Annotated in this window: 15 protein-coding genes; 3 read left to right on the forward strand and 12 right to left on the reverse strand. The window is 53.4% G+C overall.

The features are described from left to right. Positions 1-85: 85 nt before the first annotated feature. The 3 genes from ACKPCT_RS06565 to ACKPCT_RS06575 all read right to left on the reverse strand — a co-directional run bounded on the left by ACKPCT_RS06565 (position 86) and on the right by ACKPCT_RS06575 (position 2,939). On the reverse strand, positions 86-1,390 hold the full coding sequence (locus tag ACKPCT_RS06565) for a TRAP transporter large permease (protein WP_319568725.1): 1,305 nt from the start codon (positions 1,388-1,390) through the stop codon (positions 86-88). Then, a complete protein-coding gene (locus ACKPCT_RS06570; protein ID WP_175528159.1) occupies positions 1,380-1,838 on the reverse strand; it encodes a TRAP transporter small permease in 459 nt (152 codons plus the stop codon). The genes ACKPCT_RS06565 and ACKPCT_RS06570 overlap by 11 nt, the downstream gene beginning before the upstream one ends. 120 nt (positions 1,839-1,958) lie before the next feature. Beyond that, positions 1,959-2,939, reverse strand: a complete 981-nt coding sequence (locus ACKPCT_RS06575) for a TRAP transporter substrate-binding protein (protein WP_090074793.1) — start codon at positions 2,937-2,939, stop codon at positions 1,959-1,961. A gap of 298 nt (positions 2,940-3,237) precedes the next feature. Between ACKPCT_RS06575 and ACKPCT_RS06580 the strand changes: the two genes are divergently transcribed. Beyond that, a complete protein-coding gene (locus ACKPCT_RS06580) occupies positions 3,238-4,155 on the forward strand; it encodes a LysR family transcriptional regulator (RefSeq protein WP_090074792.1) in 918 nt (305 codons plus the stop codon). A gap of 298 nt (positions 4,156-4,453) precedes the next feature. Beyond that, a complete protein-coding gene (gene mprF, locus ACKPCT_RS06585; protein ID WP_319568726.1) occupies positions 4,454-7,066 on the forward strand; it encodes a bifunctional lysylphosphatidylglycerol flippase/synthetase MprF in 2,613 nt (870 codons plus the stop codon). A 62-nt stretch (positions 7,067-7,128) separates the two neighbouring features. Here mprF and ACKPCT_RS06590 read toward each other — a convergent pair whose 3' ends face one another. The 9 genes from ACKPCT_RS06590 to ACKPCT_RS06630 all read right to left on the reverse strand — a co-directional run bounded on the left by ACKPCT_RS06590 (position 7,129) and on the right by ACKPCT_RS06630 (position 16,710). Further along, positions 7,129-8,013: a dihydrodipicolinate synthase family protein gene (locus tag ACKPCT_RS06590; RefSeq protein WP_090074790.1), complete on the reverse strand. Its 885-nt coding sequence runs from the start codon at positions 8,011-8,013 to the stop codon at positions 7,129-7,131. 60 nt (positions 8,014-8,073) lie between these two features. Further along, positions 8,074-8,958: a ribokinase gene (locus ACKPCT_RS06595; protein WP_319568727.1), complete on the reverse strand. Its 885-nt coding sequence runs from the start codon at positions 8,956-8,958 to the stop codon at positions 8,074-8,076. Positions 8,959-9,026: 68 nt separating this feature from the next. After that, positions 9,027-10,076: an ABC transporter ATP-binding protein gene (locus tag ACKPCT_RS06600; protein ID WP_319568728.1), complete on the reverse strand. Its 1,050-nt coding sequence runs from the start codon at positions 10,074-10,076 to the stop codon at positions 9,027-9,029. Continuing rightward, entirely contained in the window at positions 10,073-11,080 is a 1,008-nt protein-coding gene (locus ACKPCT_RS06605; RefSeq protein ID WP_319568729.1) for an ABC transporter ATP-binding protein, read from the reverse strand. The genes ACKPCT_RS06600 and ACKPCT_RS06605 overlap by 4 nt, the downstream gene beginning before the upstream one ends. Before the next feature lie 3 nt (positions 11,081-11,083). Continuing rightward, on the reverse strand, positions 11,084-12,040 hold the full coding sequence (locus tag ACKPCT_RS06610) for an ABC transporter permease (RefSeq protein WP_407652479.1): 957 nt from the start codon (positions 12,038-12,040) through the stop codon (positions 11,084-11,086). A gap of 5 nt (positions 12,041-12,045) precedes the next feature. Further along, the gene (locus ACKPCT_RS06615) at positions 12,046-13,023 is read right to left on the reverse strand and encodes an ABC transporter permease (RefSeq protein WP_319568731.1); all 978 of its coding nucleotides are present in this window, start codon (positions 13,021-13,023) and stop codon (positions 12,046-12,048) included. Next, positions 13,020-14,078, reverse strand: coding sequence for a nucleoside hydrolase (locus tag ACKPCT_RS06620; RefSeq protein WP_319568732.1), 1,059 nt, complete (start codon positions 14,076-14,078; stop codon positions 13,020-13,022). The genes ACKPCT_RS06615 and ACKPCT_RS06620 overlap by 4 nt, the downstream gene beginning before the upstream one ends. A 4-nt stretch (positions 14,079-14,082) precedes the next feature. Beyond that, entirely contained in the window at positions 14,083-15,060 is a 978-nt protein-coding gene (locus ACKPCT_RS06625; protein ID WP_319568733.1) for a nucleoside hydrolase, read from the reverse strand. Between the two features lie 84 nt (positions 15,061-15,144). After that, positions 15,145-16,710, reverse strand: coding sequence for an ABC transporter substrate-binding protein (locus tag ACKPCT_RS06630; RefSeq protein WP_319568734.1), 1,566 nt, complete (start codon positions 16,708-16,710; stop codon positions 15,145-15,147). Positions 16,711-16,890: 180 nt separating this feature from the next. Between ACKPCT_RS06630 and ACKPCT_RS06635 the strand changes: the two genes are divergently transcribed. Continuing rightward, on the forward strand, positions 16,891-17,739 hold the full coding sequence (locus ACKPCT_RS06635; RefSeq protein ID WP_407652457.1) for a LysR family transcriptional regulator: 849 nt from the start codon (positions 16,891-16,893) through the stop codon (positions 17,737-17,739). Positions 17,740-17,755: the final 16 nt, after the last annotated feature.

Genomic DNA, 17,755 nt, shown 5'->3' on the forward strand with positions numbered 1-17,755 from the left:
TTAAACTGAGATGCGGCCAGCACCGTAGACCCTGGTCGCCAAAATTGGCGGCCAAGAGCCATTTTCAGTGACGAGGAACCTGTGATCAGAGCCCGATAAGGCGTGGCAGGAACAGCGTCAGGGACGGAACGTAGGTAACAAGCAACAGCACACCGAATAGAACCGCGAAGACCGGGAGAAGGAACGGAATGATCTTTTCGATCTTCGTATCTCCCACTGCCGCACCCACGAAGAGCACGCAGCCAACAGGCGGAGTGATGTTCCCGATACCGAGGTTGAAAATCATCATTACGCCGAAGTGGATCGGATCCATCCCGAACATGCCGGTACAGATTGGCATCAGGATCGGTGTGAAAATAAGGATCGCTGGTGTGGCGTCCATGAAGGTGCCCAGAATGAGCAAGGAGATGTTGATGATCAGCAGCAGAACGATACGGTTATCGGTCAGTTGCAGAAGCGTTTCGCCGATCATCTGCGGGATCTGGGCATAAGCCATGATCCAGCTCATCAAGCTCGAAACGGCCACCAAAAAGAGAATAACGCCGGTTGTAAGGGCGGTATCGCTCAAGGTTTTCAGCAGCATTTTGCCACTGATGGTTCTGTAGTAGAAAGAAAGCAAAAGGCTGTAGACAACAGCAACCGCAGCACCTTCCGTAGCGGTGAACACACCGCCAACAATGCCGCCCATAACGATGACGATCAGCATCAGAGCAGGAACGGCGTCCCAGAAGACTTTCAGCTTCTGAACGAACGTGCGGTCAGACTTTTCTGTCGGCAGGTTGTGCTTCTTTGCCATGAAGTAGGCAACAACCATCACAGCAACACCCCAAAGGATGCCGGGAATCCAGCCCCCCATGAACAAGCCAGCAACAGAAACGCCACCACTGACGATCGAGAACAGGATCAACAGCCCGCTTGGCGGAATAAGCATGCCTACGGGGCCGGATGCAATATTGATCGCAGCGGAGAAGGCTGGATTATAGCCCTTTTCTTTCTGAATCGGGGCCATGGTGCCGCCAATGGCAGCCGTACAGGCCATGCCAGAGCCGGACAATGTACCAAACAGCATGTTGCCCATAACGTTGGCGTGCGCCAGAGCGCCTGGCATGCGGCCACCAAACATGAGAGCAAGATCGATCAGTTTTCTGGCGATGCCACCATGGTTCATGATGTTGCCAGCGAGCATGAAGAAAGGTACGGCAAGCATGCCGAAGCTGTTGATGCCGCCAAACATCTTCTGGGCGCCCTGAAAGGCAACCATGTCGAATGGCAGAATAACGAGGATTGCCGCTAGGGAACTCAGGCCGATACCGATCGCAATCGGAATGCCGGAGAACATGAAGACCAGAAACAACGGCAACAGGATCATAATGACGAGATTAGTATCCATTCGAACCGCTCCTTATATCTTTAACGACCTCAACAAAATTTTGGGTTTTGAGCAGGACTGAAAGGAATCCCGAGAAGGGAATAATCATATACACCCAGTTCATAGGCAGGTTCATGCTGTCCGAATACTGACCCTCACCTATGAGGACCAATGCGATGCCGCCCTTGATCATGACGATCAGGCAAAACACCAAAACACATGCGAAGCTGAAGACTTCAAACATGATACGGGTCCGCCCCTTGAACATATCCTTGAAAAGTCCAAGTGACATGTGGCGATCAGTGATACCAAAGGCGAGAGCAGCCCCCAGATACACCAACCAGATCATCGTGAACCGCATGGCTTCGTCCGTAAATTGGGGCGGAGCATTAAGAATGTAGCGTGCGAAGACCTGCCAGGATGCCATCACAACGAGCAGGACCAGAAAGACCGTGATCAGAGACAACACAGCCTTTTCCAAATAATTCCGAAATTTCACCATGAAGGTTTGTGCCTTAATTAGAGGAGAAAGGCAGTGTTTCCGGCTTTAGCCGGAAACACATCATACGAGGGTTAGATACCGCTCACCTTACTCTTGAGCTGCTTCAATGCGAGATACGATCTCGGCAGCTTCTTCATTGTTGGCGCGCAGCTCGTCATAGAGCGGCATAACGCGCGCTTTGAAGGGGTCCAGATCAACATCCTTGAAGGTTACACCCTGCTCTTTGGACTGCTCGATCGCCTTCGCAACTTTTTCTTCTTCAAGAACAGCAACACGCTTGGTGTAGTTTTCCGCTTCTTCCTTGAAGATTGCTTTCTGCTCGTCGTTCAGCTTGTCCCAGGTTTTGGTGCTGATGATCAGCACGTCCGGGATGGTGAAGTGACGATCGAAGGAGAAGTGACGAATGACTTCAACGAACTTGCCGTCGATCAGAGAGGTCGGGCTCCCTTCCGCGCCATCCACGATGCCCTGCTGCAGAGCTGTGTAAACTTCACCCCAAGGCACAGGCGTTGCCGTTGCTCCGAGCATTTCGACAGCCTGTGTCATTGAACGACTGTTCGGCACACGGATTTTCAAGCCTTCCAGATCAGCCGGGCTGTTGATTTCCTTGTCTACGGTGTAGAAGCTACGAGCCCCTGCAGTATTCCAAGCAAGGCCCATGAAACCGGAATCCGGATGAGAGTGGAACACATCATCTTTGACTGCGTTCATGGCTTTTTCAACGCCAGCTGCATCTTTAAAGAGATACGGCAGCAGGAAAGCACTGTAGACCGGGTTGAATTTTTCCAGATCCGTTGGTGCAGTCCGCACCATATCCAGAATACCCATGCGCAGCTGGTTGATCATTTCGGATTCGGTACCGAGCACGCCTGCGCCAAATACCTGCACCTCGACGTCACCACCGGTGCGCTCTTCAATTGCAGAGCTGAACTCATTCAGTGCGACAACAGTTGAGTGATTGTTGTTGTGAGAATCCGACACTTTGAGTGTAAGAGCTGATGCAGAAGAGCTAAGAGCCCCGAATGCGATTGAAGCAACCAGAAGTGTTCCGATCTTTCCAAGTCTCATGACTTTCTCCCTTTCGAAACGAGAATTTTAAACTTGAGACAAAGAAAGTATTTTTACGTATTATCCGGCATGACTACTTTTTGAAGCCTCCACCATGGTCGGATAACTGTGTGTTATAGTGCAATCACTCGCAAAAATACCCTCTTTTTGCATATGACAATTTCAGGTTTACTGGAATTGACAAATGGCTTGACGCGAATATAGATTTCTCGAGGCTTTAAATCCAATACAAAAAAACGGCTCTAATATAAATGAATTTTATAGCTGAGAGCGCCGTTTATTCGGGAGAAATCGGAAAATGGATCGCACGCTAGAGCAATTTCTTGAAGTCGCAGACGCAGGGTCTTTTGCTGCGGCGTCCAGTAAGTTATTGATATCTCAACCTGCTTTGACCTACAACATCAAGAAGCTTGAAGAAAAAATGAAGGTCAAACTGTTCAAGCGGTCCTCTCGCGGTGTGCGTCTGACCACTTATGGTGAGACTCTCTATAAAAGTGCGCATCTTATGCGCCGGATTTATGCAAATGCTATAGACAATATTGATCAACTTCGTGAAGAACGCGAGCATGGTATAAGTATTGGTACGGGGTATTCTACCTGGACGCAATTCTTCAAAGATTATTTAATCAAGCATCATCAGGCTTTTCCAAAGGTTTCTATCAATGTCAGTGTCGGGAACATGATGGCCTGTATGGACCATCTGCTCGCCGGTGATATTTCATTGTTCGTCGGGCATATTATCCCAGACTTCAATAAACGTAGCGAAGTAGAATTCATACCTCTTGGCATGGCTGCCGATGCCTATTATGTCCGGCCTGAGCACCCCCTGCTTGCGGAACCGCGTCATCGCGAAGAGATCACCCAATGGCCAACATGTATCGCTGTTCAACCCGAAGACCGACAACTCGGCCAACGTGCAGATGCAAATGAGCCTCGGTCTGACTGGTTTGGCCACACCTTCATGTCAAATTCCATGACGGCTTGTGTTGATATGGTGCTGGAAACCGACATGGTGCTGGTTCATTCGACACAGCTGAATAGTTTTCTTAGCAGTAAGGGGCTTGTTCAAGTTGAAATGGCTCCAGATGAGGAAATCCCTCGCTGGCTCATGGGGATCTATGTTTTGCTCGAGAGAAAATCCGATCCGAGGATTGTTGAAGTTATCGAAGCGATTCAGGCCTTTGCGCCGAATTTCGGGTTCGAGCCGGAAGAATAGCTCTGCACATGTTTGATGGTTTTATCGTTGCTTTAAACGGTAGTATCGGAGTGCGTCTTGGTGTTCTTTGCACTAAGCCTTCCCTTGCGTTTGCGGTGTCTGCTCAGGCGCTTTGGGCATTTGTCTGTTCTGTCGTCGATATTTGCGGAAGTTATTGAGTTATTCTTACAAATTTGTAAGAAATTTGCCCAGTAAACTGTCGCAAATGCTCAGTAATTAGGCGATTCTAATCGGGCCGAATCAATGTTCCAGCTCTCGTTGGTCCTGATTTTGCTAATTTGAAAAGCGAGAGACCAGCTTGTCCAGTTCAAACTCCGATAGCCTAGCTCAATCTGATTGGGCTTCCTATGCAAGAAAAACGGCGCCAATACTGCTTGCTCTCGTTTTGTTCGTGCTCGGTGTTTACGCGCTTTATCACCTTTTAAAGCCAGTCAAGGCGGCAGACGTTATTGCTCAGGTGCGCATGACCCCGTGGTGGACATTGTTGTCTGCTCTTTTGGCAACGGCTGCCGGATATGTTGCGTTGATCGGTTATGACTGGTCAGCCTTGCGGTCCCTAGGCAAGAAAGTGCCTGCCAATGCCATCGCAGTGGGCGGATTTCTTGGCTACAGCTTCGGCAACACAATCGGTGTCAGCGTGATTTCTGGCGGTGCCGTGCGCTATAGGGTCTATTCGGCTTTTGGCTTGAGTTTGTTCGAGATTGCTAGCGTTTCGACCTTTGCAGCGCTCGCTTTCGGCTTCGGTATCACGGTGATCGGCCTTGCTGCTCTGGCGATTCACCCTTACGCGCTGGTGAATATTCTGCCAATCGCACCCGACAGCCTCAGAGTTTGGGCTGGCGTGGCCGCTGTGGCCGTCGTGCTATTCCTGTTGCTTATGTCTCTGAACGGAAAGAGCCTACGATTGGGCAAATTCGAACTCTCGGCACCAACGCCGGGAGTGCTTTTCTCTCAGTTGGCCTTTACCTTGATTGACACCTCCATGGCAGCCCTTACGCTCTATGTCTTGCTGCCGGGGGCTCGCCCTGATTTTCTTACCTTTCTGCCAGTCTTTGCTGCCGCATCAATGGCGGGCGTTCTGAGCCATGTGCCGGGCGGTGTCGGTGTTTTCGAAACCATTATTATTGCAGCGCTGCCCAAGGGTGTGCCGCTTGATCAGATCGCCGCTGCGCTGCTTCTGTATCGGCTTATTTATTATCTTATACCCTTTGCTCTTGCCCTAGCCTTTGTCGCAATCAATGAAGCCCGCTTTGCCGGTGGGTTTATCACCAGACTGTTCGGCGATGTGTCTGAGCCTCTCCGTCCGGTCATGAAGGCAGCCAGTGGCGTGGCTCCCACTCTTATTGGCCTCGCTGTCTTCGGCATAGGCAGTTATCTGGTTCTTATTGCGCTCATGCCTTCAGTCCGGCCTGATGAAATCGATCCCGATGATCTGCTGGCTTCCATTCTTCTTGAGGGTGGCGCCCTCCTCTCTGCCGTTTTGGGTGTCTTGTTGGTCATCTTGAGCCAAGGACTTGTGCGCAGAATATCCGGAGCCTACTGGCTCACTTTAGCTGCTCTCGCTGTAGCTTCTGGTGCAGCTTTGATGAACAAACTCGATCTGGATAGCGTCCTGTTGCTGCTGACTACGGCGATTGTGCTTTGGCCTTTTCGAAGCCTCTTTAACCGTTCGGCCAAATTGACCCGTAGTGTACTAAGCCCGGGATGGTTTGCTCTTGCGGGCGGAATAGCGGTCAGTGCAGCAACAGTGTTTTTCTTCATGCATGAGGCGACCCCGTACAGCACAGATCTCTGGACTGATTTTTCAAGCATAGCTAATACCTCCCGTGCTTTGCGCGCCGGATTGGCCGGATCATCCTTCTTTTTGTTCGTAACTGTTTGGCTCGCCATTCAGCCTGCGACTTTCCATACTAGGCCTCCTGATCAATCGGCCCTACAGAAAGCCCGCGCCATCATTGATCAGCAGAATGACCCTAAAGCCTGTTTGGCTCTGACCGGAGACAAGGAGCTGTTCTTTAACGACAGTGAAGATGCTTTCATCATGTATGCGGTGCAAGGCAACAAGTGGATCGCCTATTCTGACCCTGTTGGACCAAGGGATTCTATCGAGCCCCTCGTCTGGTCATTTTGGGAAGAGGCTTACGATAACGGTGCTCATCCAGTCATGTTCGAGGTGAGCAAAGCCTATCTTTCGCTCTGGATCGAAATGGGCTTTTCCCTCCATAAGATCGGGGAAGAAGCCGAAATTCTATTGCGCGATTTCACCCTTGCTGGCAGTAAGTTCAAATCCATGCGTTCAGCACACAATAAGGCACTGAAGGATGGGTTCGAATTGTCTATCAATGAAGCCCCTCACGATGCAACTTTGATAGCTCAATTGAAGTCGATTTCAGATGCGTGGATTGCGGACAAGATTGGTGGAGAAAAAGGCTTTTCGTTAGGACGGTTTGACCCGGACTATTTGCAGAATTTCCCGATTGCCACCATCAAGCACCATGGGCAGATTGTGGCCTTTGCCAATATTCTTCGTCCGGGGGACGGCTCTCGCGTTTCAATAGACCTGATGCGCTACCCGCCTGAACAGGCCAACGGCGTTATGGAATTCCTATTCATTGAACTGATCGAGTATTCTCGTAGAACCGGTGCTGCGGAATTCAGCCTCAGTCTTGCTCCGCTTGCGGGTCTGCAAGTGCGCAAAGGTGCCCGTCTTTGGAACCGTTTCGGAGCCATTATGTATCGGCACGGTCGGTCCTTCTATAATTTCGAAGGGCTGCGTGCCTTCAAGCAGAAATTCCATCCGGAGTGGCAACCGCGGTTTGTCGCGGTTCCCCCCGGGGTTTCTCCTATCTCGGCGCTAAAAGATGTAACCCTAGTCATATCAGGCGGTGCGGGAAAACTTTTCTGGAAATAGGAACTCCATGACGGTAAGTCGCCTCTGCGCTGTTTGTATTGTCTAAAGGGGCGCTTGACGTTCTAGCTCAAAGCACCCACTTCGCGCAAAACCGCGGCGATTTCATCGCGGGCTTCCTTGCCCAAGGGCGCCTGGGGCGAAATGGGGTCGCCCACCTTGAAGCCCTGCAGATCTAGGGCAGCCTTGATGCATCCCGCTATGGAGTATTTGGCAAAGATTTCATTGATCCGCCAGAGAGGTCGTTGCAGCTCCATCGCCTTGTCCCAGTCACCCTTCTGGGCGGCTTCATAAAGCGCGATGCTCTGTTTAGGCACGATGCAGGCGGGGCCAGCCATCCAGCCCACGCCACCAATCATCATGACACAGGCGGGAATATGCGCGGAGGCGGAGAATACCTCCATACGCCCTCTGGTGCGTTCGATGATGGAAAGCAGGCGCCCGGTATTGGTTGAGGCATCCTTGATATAGCGGATATTATCGATTTGGCTCAAGCGCTCGATAACCGGCAAGGTTAGGTCTGAGCGCTGGAATTGCGGGTTAGTATAGAGCACAACGGGCTTGCCATCCGCAGCTTTGGCAATCTGGGTAAAATAGCTCTCGACCCCGGCTTCACTGACCGGGAAATAGGCTTCCAGAATGGCAAGAATGCCGTCCGCTCCGGCATTGATCATGTGGCGGGTCTGGGCGACAGCGTCTGCGGTCGAGGTTGAGGCCACGCCCGCAATGACAGGCACCCGCCCCTTGTTCGCCTTGATCACGGTGTCCACGACTTCGTTGCGTTGCTGCTGTGAGAGATAGGCGAATTCGCCAGTGCTGCCCAGCGGGGTCAGCCCATGCACGCCGGCCTCGACGAGATGATCAACGAGATCAGTCAGTATGCCCTTCATCACGACACCATCAGAGGTGACAGGCGAGACGAGATAGGGAAAGACACCACGAAAAGACATGATCAAACTCCATTAAAGAGTGGAACCGGACCTGAATAGACGACAGATCCGAGAAAAAACTCAGGCCACATCTGCCGCGAGCGGGATGGACGGTTGAGCCCCGTTCTTGCAACAGGCCAGACTTGCTGCTTTCACCGCCTTGCGAGTGGCGGAGACAGGATCGGCTCCATCGGCCATCATCTGGCAGAAATAACCGCAGAAGGTGTCACCAGCTCCTGTAGTATCGACCACCTTGTCCAGCTTGGGGGACGGCACCTGAACTGGTTCCCTACCCGGTTCGACCACCAGCGCACCTTCGGCGCCCAGCGTTACGATCAACAAGCGATCCTTTTGAGCCACGAAAGCCTTTGCCCGCTGTTCCATAGGGTCGGCCCCAGGCATCAGGGCATCAAATTCGGTTTCGTTGGAAATAACCACATCGGCTTTGTTGGCCAGAGGCAGGTAGGCGTCCTGAAAGGGTGCGGTATTGAGCACGCTTTTGGCTCCGGCCTTTTTTGCCAGATCAAGGGCATGATTGATGGCTGCAAAGGGGATTTCCTGCTGCAATAGCAAAAGGTCACCCTTTGCGAGATCACCAAGTGTATTGTCTGCGGTTTGAGGAGTAACCTCCCCATTGGCACCCTTGACGATGGCGATGGTATTCTCACCGCTGTCTTCCACCTGAATGAAGGCCAGTCCGGTGCTTTCCTTGCAGGCCCTCGTGCGCGTGAGGTCAACACCGGCTTCCTCAAGCAAAGCAAGCGCAAGCTGAGCATGACTATCTGCTCCGGTCAGCCCTACCATGCGCACGGTGCCCCCAGCCCGACGGACGGCAAGCGCCTGATTGGCGCCCTTGCCACCAGCGGACATGTCAAAACCATGGGTGGTGATGGTCTCGCCGGGGCGGGGAAAATCCGCAACACGGATCACCATATCGAGATTGATGGAACCGAAAACCGTAATCATTTTGCTTGTCCTTTTCGTCACGGCACTAAGCTGGGGGCACATTGTCCCATTGGCGATGGGAGCCCGCCCTATCCTTCATCATTGAGGTGGCAGGCAGACATATGCCCTGAAGCAACCGCCTTGAGCATTGGCCGTTCCAGTTTGCAGCGTTCCATGGCATGAGGGCAACGCGGATGGAAGTGACAGCCCGAGGGTGGTTTCAATGGCGAAGGTATCTCTCCCTTGATCGTATGGAAAGAGGAATGCCGCCGTTTCAGGCTGGGGACTTCACTTAAGAGTGCCTGAGTGTAGGGATGGTTTGGCTTGGCGAACAATTCCGCCGTTGTCCCCTGCTCTACGATCCGGCCCAGATACATCACGACAACCCTGTCGGAGATATGACGCACAACGCCGATATCATGGCTGACAAACAAATAGGCCAGATCATATTCATCACGCAGATCCATGAACAGATTGATGATCTGGGCCTGAATTGAGACGTCAAGAGATGCCACGGCTTCATCACAGACCACCAAATCCGGACGCAATGCCAGCGCGCGGGCAATCCCGATCCGCTGTCGCTGACCACCAGAGAACTGGTGCGGAAAGCGGTTCTGGGTGGTGGGATCAACACCACATTGCAGGAGCACTTTCTCGATATGCTCGGTCATCTGCTCTTCTGGCACGACCTTGTGATAGCGGGCAGCCTCGGAAACGGACTTGCCGATACGGTAGCGCGGATTAAGAGAATCGAGCGGATCCTGAAAGATCATCTGGATCTTGAGATGGAATTTTCTGGTCGCTTCCCCTGAAGCATGGGCAACATCCTGCCCCCGATAGAGAATGCGACCTTCTGTCGGGTCATCAATGCCCGCTACGATACGCCCGAGGGTCGACTTGCCACAGCCGGATTCACCGACCAGCCCGACCACTTCACGCTGATGAATGACAAAGGAAGCATCGTCTACGGCATGCACCGTGCGGCGGTTGATGGGCGCACCCAACCGGGCGGCCAGTTTGGCGGCAAAATCAGGCTTACGCTCAAAGCGGCGCGTGACATGATCGATTTCCAGCAAGGGTGCCTGCTGATCCAGGGAAGCCTTTAGCTGCGCTTCTTGTTTTTCGCTATTGGAGATCATGAGACCTGTTCTCCCTGATTGATCGGATGCGCACACCGCACCGAGCGCGCCGCGCTGGTCTGGGTCAGCTCTATGTCGTTCAGGCAATCAAGCTGAACATAAGGGCACCGCGGATGGAACCGGCACCCCTTGGGCATCCGGTCAATGGGGGGCGTCATGCCCGGTATCTGGAACAGACGCGCACCGGGGTCATTGTCCGATGGAATGGACCGGATAAGTCCTTGCGTGTAGGGATGAAGCGGATTGTCGAGAACATCATCCAGAGGGCCCTCTTCCACAACTGATCCCGCATACATCACATAGACGCGTTGGGTCAGTTCAGCCACCACGGTGAGATCATGGGTGATCCAGATAAGCGCCGTGCCGCGCTCTTTGCAGAGCTTTTGCATCTCGGCAATGATCTGCGCCTGAATGGTCACATCAAGCGCCGTTGTCGGCTCATCAGCGATGATCAGATCGGGATTGTTGAGCATGGCAATGGCGATGGCGACACGCTGACGCATACCGCCGGAGAATTGATGCGGATAGGCATAGAGCCGCTCTTCTGGGTCGGGGATCCCCACCATACCGAGCGCATCGCGACAGCGGTTGCGGGCAACCGTCTTGTCAATGCGGGGATCATGGGCGGTGATGGCCTCAATCATCTGCGTATCGATCCGGAGTACCGGGTTGAGGGTCATCATTGGGTCCTGAAAGATCATCGCCATGCGATCGCCCCTGAGAGAGCGCAGACGCTTGGCGGACACTTTGCGCAGATCCTCACCATTGAGCAGGATTTCACCTTTTGATACCCGGCCCGGCCGGTCAATGAGGCCCATGATAGAGAGGCCTGTCACCGACTTGCCGGACCCGGATTCGCCCACCAAACCTACAATTTCACCCGGCTTGATGGCCAGATTGACGTTGCGAACGGCGGCAACGGCTCCCTTGTCGCCGTCAAAAACGGTTTCAAGGCCGCGCAATTCAAGAGCATAGTCAGATCTGCTGGTCATATTTGTAGTCATGATCTAGTCCTTGAACTTCGGATTGAGCACATCGCGCAGGCGGTCGCCTACAAGGTTGATGCCGACGATCAGCAACAACAGGGCCACGCCGGGGAAGACTGAAATCCACCAGTCACCGGAGAGCATATATTTGTTGCCGTTCGAAATGAGCAGACCAAGCGAAGGCTCAGTCACCGGCAAACCGATGCCGAGGAAGGACAAAGTGGCTTCCAGACTGACCGCATAGGCCACACGCATGGTAGCAACAACAATCAGCGGCGGCAGACAGTTTGGCAAAATGTGGTTCATGGTCACCATGCGCGAAGGCAAAGCCAGACAGCGGGCCGCGTCCACATAGGTTCGCCCGCGCTCCACGAGAGCCGCACCACGCACGGTTCGTGCATAATAAGCCCATTGGGTCACCACCAAGGCAACGATGATCTTGTCAACGCCCTGCCCCAGAATGGCCAGCAGAATAAGCGCCACCAGAATGGGAGGAAAGCTGAGTTGAATGTCGACCAGACGCATAACCAGCGTGTCGGTGCGACCACCAAAGTAGGCGCTAATGAGCCCCATCACAGAGCCAATCACCAGCGCAATACCAGCAGAGGCAATACCCACGAAGATACTGGTCCTGAGGCCATAGAGAATGGCGCTATAAAGGTCGCGCCCCTGATCATCTGTGCCCAGCCAATAGGTCATGCCCGAAAAGCTTTCCGAGCCCGGCGGCAGGCGGTTATCCAGGATATCCAGCACGGCCAGATCATAAGGGTTTTGCGGCGCAATCCAGTGAGCGAATAAGGCCGCCAGGAGCATCACCACAACAATCACCGTACCCACAAGCCCCAAGGGGTCTGTCAGGACGCGCTTGATGGCGCTGCGAATGGGCCGTGCAGGTGGCTCGGGCGGGAAGCTGTTGGCCGCTGCAATCTGGGCGGCAAGGTCTTCAGACGGGCCCGATGCGTTCATGTTGCTGGTCATATCGGTCATTCTGATCCCCCATCGATTTTGACGCGTGGGTCAACCAGCGTATAGGTCAGGTCCACGATCAGGTTGATCACTGTAAACATGAGCACCGTAATCATCAGGTAGGCGAGAATAACCGGGCGATCGAGCGTTGTGATGGCGTCGATGATCAGTTTGCCCATTCCCGGCCATGAAAAGATGGTTTCCGTGACCACGGCAAAGGCGATCAACGCGCCAAGCTCCAGACCGACGACGGTGATGAGTGGAATGAGTGTGTTCTTCAGAACATGCAAGAAGACGATCCGCCATTCGCTCACCCCCTTGGCCCGCGCGAAGCGCACATATTCAGACTGCAAGGCTTCGGATACGCCTGCTCGGGTCAGGCGGATGACAAGCGATATCTTGAACAGGGCCAGATTGAGCGCAGGCAGGAAGATATGGGATAGTCCATCGGCGGTAAAAATGCTCAGCGGCACGCCCAGCACATCGATTGTCTCACCACGGCCAGAGGCTGGCAGGATATCCAGCTTGACAGCAAACAGCAGGATCATCATCAGCCCGACCCAGAAAGTGGGCAGCGAGAAACCAAGGATGGAAAAGGCCATAATGCCGCGCGATTCCGGCTTCGATGGACGCAGGCCGGCAATCACCCCAAGCGGAATACCAAAAACCAACCCAAGGAACAGGGCGCTGAAGGCCAGTTCCAGTGTGGCGGGCATGCGCTCGAAAATGAGGCCCAGCGCGGGGCGGTTATAGAGAAAGGAATTTCCCAAATCACCCGATAGCGCTCCTTTGAGGAAGTGCCAATATTGCACCCAGACCGGCTGGTCGAGCCCCATGCGCACGATCAGTTCGGCGCGTTCTTGAGGCGTTGCCGTTGCGGAGATCATGACATCCACCGGGTTGCCAACCAGATACACGCCAACGAAGACGAGGATTGACATCACCAGCAAGGTGAGAAGGGTCTGTCCACCACGGCGAAGAAGATAAGCTGTCATTGCAGGTCTTCCTCCCTGTTTGTTAAGCTCTGATGCTTGTTGGATTTGGTCCTGCGTCCGGTTTGGGCGAGAGACTTGAGATGATCAAGGAATAACGCACGTATGCCATCGCTATTCACCTCCTCAGCGATGCAATGCGGCAAAGTACACCCTTCGTTACTCGATGTATCACTGCAGATTTTCTTGCGGACACGGCTCGTGTGGCCAGCAAGTTCCGGACCAGTGGCCACGCTAATGCGCGAGCGTCGGGTCAAAAACAATTCGGGCGCGACGAGCCAGACGACGGGCAGAAGATCATGAACGGGCCCGCCAGGACCGCCATAAAGCTCAGGATTCTCGCGATCACTGGCACGGAAAAGACGTGCAAAAACTTGCCCTACGAGTCCTGCTTCGCGTGCAATCTGATCCAGATCCCGATGTGTCAGGCGGCATGTCCAGGTAGCATCCAGCGGGAAAAGCGTCAGTGCAATACCGCTCTCGCAAACCATGCGCGCCGCATGTGGATCGCCGAGCATATTCATCTCGGCATATGGGGCTCGGTTACCCAGAGCCTCAAAAGCGCCCCCCATGGCAACGATATTCTCGATTCCTTCGAGGCAAGCCATTTTCCCAGCCAGCTTCATTGCCAGAGCAAGATCTGTCATCGGTCCCGTTACAACAAAAGTGATCGGGTTACCCATGGCTGCAGCGTCCCTGATGGCCTGCGCCATCGCCAGAGCCGCGCTATTTTCCGCATTGTCCACGCCAGCCTCGACAGCAGGTAGGCTGCTTTCAAGATCGACGAGATGATCTTGAAACAGGCCAAGCGCCTTGTGTGCACCGTAAATCTGCTCACGAAGCAGAGGGCCGCTAGAGCCTTCGTAGCAAGCCACCTTGCAAGATGGGACCGCCAGCGCGCATGTGAAGCGTGCATTCTCCAGTGCCGTTTGCATAGCAACATTGCCAGCCACGGCGCCTATGCCGATGAGGTCTATGTCTCTGTCTGCAAGGGCAAACAGAATGGCTGCCATATCATCGATACCGGGGTCTGAAGAAAGAAATATCCGTTTTCCCATCACATCACCCTGCTTGGGAGAGCAATCTGATCCGCTCACTCATGATGGAGAAGACACCGTCTGCATTCACTTTCTGGACGATTTGTGCATCCGCCTTTTCTCCGGTTTGGCCATACCAGTCAGCCACCGTCTGACCATAGCAGAGTTGGCTGTCGCATTCGACGAAGACCTTGGCGAGTTCGGTCTGGAACAGATGTGGCGCAACCAGATAGACGGTTACCAGAGGGTCATGCATGGGGCCGCCATCCGATCCGTAGCGACGCGGATCGTTGCGCGACCAGCCGCTCAAGAGCTCATAAGTCGCAGCGAGCGGCGAACCGGCCTCCCCGCCCTTAAACCATGAGACCCGCTCGGGAGATGTCATCGCCTGATGGGTGGCATCGAGTGGAAGGGCAACATAGTCTAGGCCTGCGGAATAGACTATACGGGCGGCGTGGGGATCTGCCAGCATGTTGAATTCGGATGTCAGGGTGCGGTTGCCTGCAATCCTGTAAGCACCGCCCATAGAAACTACACATTCAATTGATGAGAGCAGCTCGGGGTGTAGCTTGATTAGAAGGGCCAGATTGGTCATCGGCCCCAGTGTGCAAATGGTCAGTTTTTCGTTGTTGGTTTTTGCTGCGCGCAACAATTCAGCCATTTTACCCACCGCATGCTGGGGGGATGGCTGCGTCACCGGATCGGGCAAAACCAGCTTGCCCAGCCCGCCCGCTCCGTGAAATTTGCCAAAGATCGGCTCACCGATCATCGGACTATCACAACCCGCATGAACAGGAATATCTGTTCTACCGGCAAGCTCCAGTATCTTCAGTGCATTTTTGGTGCAGACTTCAAGCGGCACGTTGCCGCAAACAGTGGTAATTGCTTTTACATCCAGCTCGGGAGAACCCAGCGCGAAAAGGATGGCCAACGTGTCATCAACGCCGGGGTCGCAATCGATGATGATGGATTTCTTCTTGGTCGGGGATGCCTTCGCAGACATGGCATAGTCTTTCTGTTAGGGCGAAGCGGTGACTTGATGTCATCGCTTCGCCCTTGGCTCTTGGGGTCTTACTGCGGGGTCTTATTACTTTGCCGAATGGACGTTGGCTGCGAGCGTGTAGCCGTCCGTTCTGCCATTGTAGGTCAGGCTATTTTCCAGCCCCCATGTATGCGCCAAAAAGAAGACAGGGATTACACCCATATCATCTATGGCGATTTTCATGGCTTCCTGAAGCGCCTTGTCCCGCGCATCCGCATCCAGAAGGCTACGGCCACGCTGCAGGGCTTCATCGAAAGCCTTGGAGCTATAGCGACCGCGGTTTCCTCGCCCGGAATTGTCGCCGTAGGTCTCTAGCAGTGGCCCCAGAACGCCGGATGCTTCACCGGTTTCGACGGCTGCACCGCCCATGATAAAACTGAATTCCAGCGCTGACGCGCGCGAGAAATAGACGCTTTTCGGCAGGGTCACGATGTCTGTGTTGATGCCAACACGGGTGAACATCTGCCCGATGGCCTGTGCAACAAGGCTATCATTGGGATAGCGGTCGTTGGAGGCATGGAAGGTCAGATCAAAACCGTTCGGATAGCCTGCTTCTGCAAACAACTCCTTGGCTTTCTTGGGATCATACGGATCCGGCTTCAGACTATCGACATAACCGGTATAGCCTTCAGGTACCAGCTGACCGGCGGGCACACCCTGTTTGTCCATAATCCGATCGATAATCGCCTGACGATTGATGGCCAACGAGAGACCATGGCGGACGCGAACATCCTTAAGCGGGTTCTGTCCATCCGGGCCCTTGGCGAATGGGGAGTCGTCGCGGTCCTGATCCATATGTAGATACATGACGCGGTTGGAGCTGTTGCTGACGATGCCAACGCCGTCTTTATTCTCCAGCGTTCCGATATCAGCAGGCGGCACCTGCTCGATCATGTCAACATCGCCTGAGAGAAGAGACGCAACGCGAGCGGATGGGTTTGAAAAGACCTTATAGGTTACATTGTCCCACTCAGAGACGTCGCCCCAATAGTCATCGTTGCGTGCCAGCTCGATGGTGCTATCCGGAATCCAGCTGACAAATTTGAATGGACCGGTTCCGATCACGCCCTTGCCGGTGTTCAGATCAGAGCTTGGGGTTTCCCCTTCTTCTGACGGCAAAATAGCAATGCGCGAGAGGTTGTTGGGCAAAAGCGGCATGGCTGTTTCGGTCTTGAATTCGACCGTCATCGGGTCAATCGCCGTTACCGCAGTAATGCCCTTCACATAAGGCATGAAAGAGCTTGGGCTATTTTCCGAGGCCAGCTTCACGCGAGCAATAGAGGCCACGACATCGTCAGCATCGAAGTCTGAACCATCGTGGAATTTTACGCCTTCACGCAAATGGAACTGCCAGGTCGTATCGTCAACGGCGGTCCATTCGGTTGCAAGGGCTGGTTTAAGCTGCTGACGATCATCCTGATTGACCAGACCATCAAAGATATTACGAGCCATGGCACTATTGGTGCCTATGACATAGAACTGGGGGTCCATTGAGGTTGGTGAACCGGCGATCCCGATCTTCAGATCAGCAGCAAGAGCTGCAGGGACAGAGAAACAGGTTGCCAGCAAGCCTGCAGCGAGTGTCATCGCGACGCATGGTTTCGATACCATGTATTTTCCTCCCGAAATTTATGATCCAGAGTACCTCCACGGTCTCTGGACAGTTGCAGCCTAACGCCGCAAATCAATAGAACACAATTCAAATTTTCTTGCCGGTCTATGCCGAAATGTTATATTCTACTTTTTATGCATCACATCCAACAGCGCCAGATTGAGGCTTTTCGCGCCGTAATGATCGCAGGATCAATCAGCGCCGCCGCAGCCAACCTTAATATTACTCAGCCAGCAGTTAGCCGTTTGATCCGGGACCTTGAGGCGGAAATCGGCTTTCAGCTCTTCAATCGGGTGCGCGGCAGGCTGGTTCCCCGGGCCCAGGCGTCTAAACTCTTTCACGAAGTTGAGCGGGTTTTTGTTGGGCTCGACCATATTTCTCGTGTTGCGCAGGATATTAATGCTGAATCGGAAGGGTTTATTCGGCTTGGAACCGTGAGCTCTCTAAACAAGTTGTGTGCTTCTGTCGTTTTGCCAGAGGTTCTTGCAGTGCACCCCCGCCTGAGCGTTATTTTCGATACCGAAAGCACTGAACGTGTTTTGGATCTTGTCAGCTTAAGACACTATGATATCGGGCTGATTTGTAGTGAATATGTGCCAACGGGGTTGTTCAGCGTTTTGCTTGGTAGAGGCGATGCTGTTGCTGTTGTGGCACAAGAGCATCCCCTTGCGCAAAAGGAATGCGTCGCCATGGAAGATCTTTCCAGAGAGCGCCTCATTCTTCCCGGCAGAACATCGCCCTTACGACTGTCCTTGGAAAAGACGATTAACGCTGCCAACATCAACACGAGCAATTCCATTGAAGCGTCATTGGCCAATGGTTGCCGACTGGCCTCATCTAATCTGGGCGTTACAATCACAGATCCGCTTGTGGCAAAAACCTCATCTGCAAAAGTCAAGATTCTCAAACTTGAGCCCGCAATGTCAGTCTCTTACCAGTTGGTCAGATTAGAAAAGGCCAGACCGACTGGCCCATCAGCCCTATTCGAAGCCAGTTTCAAAACGGCGATAGAGAAATTGCTAAACTGACTATGAGTGGAAAGAC

The organism is Cohaesibacter marisflavi (assembly GCF_963665895.2).
Classification (GTDB): domain Bacteria; phylum Pseudomonadota; class Alphaproteobacteria; order Rhizobiales; family Cohaesibacteraceae; genus Cohaesibacter; species Cohaesibacter marisflavi.

Excerpts from the sequence above, each read along its gene's own strand:
- ACKPCT_RS06565 (WP_319568725.1), bottom strand. The coding sequence starts at position 1,390 with ATGGATACTAATCTCGTCATTATGATCCTGTTGCCGTTGTTTCTGGTC.
- ACKPCT_RS06575 (WP_090074793.1), bottom strand. The coding sequence starts at position 2,939 with ATGAGACTTGGAAAGATCGGAACACTTCTGGTTGCTTCAATCGCATTC.
- ACKPCT_RS06580 (WP_090074792.1), top strand. The coding sequence starts at position 3,238 with ATGGATCGCACGCTAGAGCAATTTCTTGAAGTCGCAGACGCAGGGTCT.
- ACKPCT_RS06590 (WP_090074790.1), bottom strand. The coding sequence starts at position 8,013 with ATGTCTTTTCGTGGTGTCTTTCCCTATCTCGTCTCGCCTGTCACCTCT.
- ACKPCT_RS06595 (WP_319568727.1), bottom strand. The coding sequence starts at position 8,958 with ATGATTACGGTTTTCGGTTCCATCAATCTCGATATGGTGATCCGTGTT.
- ACKPCT_RS06600 (WP_319568728.1), bottom strand. The coding sequence starts at position 10,076 with ATGATCTCCAATAGCGAAAAACAAGAAGCGCAGCTAAAGGCTTCCCTG.
- ACKPCT_RS06605 (WP_319568729.1), bottom strand. The coding sequence starts at position 11,080 with ATGACTACAAATATGACCAGCAGATCTGACTATGCTCTTGAATTGCGC.
- ACKPCT_RS06610 (WP_407652479.1), bottom strand. The coding sequence starts at position 12,040 with ATGACCAGCAACATGAACGCATCGGGCCCGTCTGAAGACCTTGCCGCC.
- ACKPCT_RS06615 (WP_319568731.1), bottom strand. The coding sequence starts at position 13,023 with ATGACAGCTTATCTTCTTCGCCGTGGTGGACAGACCCTTCTCACCTTG.
- ACKPCT_RS06620 (WP_319568732.1), bottom strand. The coding sequence starts at position 14,078 with ATGGGAAAACGGATATTTCTTTCTTCAGACCCCGGTATCGATGATATG.
- ACKPCT_RS06625 (WP_319568733.1), bottom strand. The coding sequence starts at position 15,060 with ATGTCTGCGAAGGCATCCCCGACCAAGAAGAAATCCATCATCATCGAT.
- ACKPCT_RS06630 (WP_319568734.1), bottom strand. The coding sequence starts at position 16,710 with ATGGTATCGAAACCATGCGTCGCGATGACACTCGCTGCAGGCTTGCTG.
- ACKPCT_RS06635 (WP_407652457.1), top strand. The coding sequence starts at position 16,891 with ATGATCGCAGGATCAATCAGCGCCGCCGCAGCCAACCTTAATATTACT.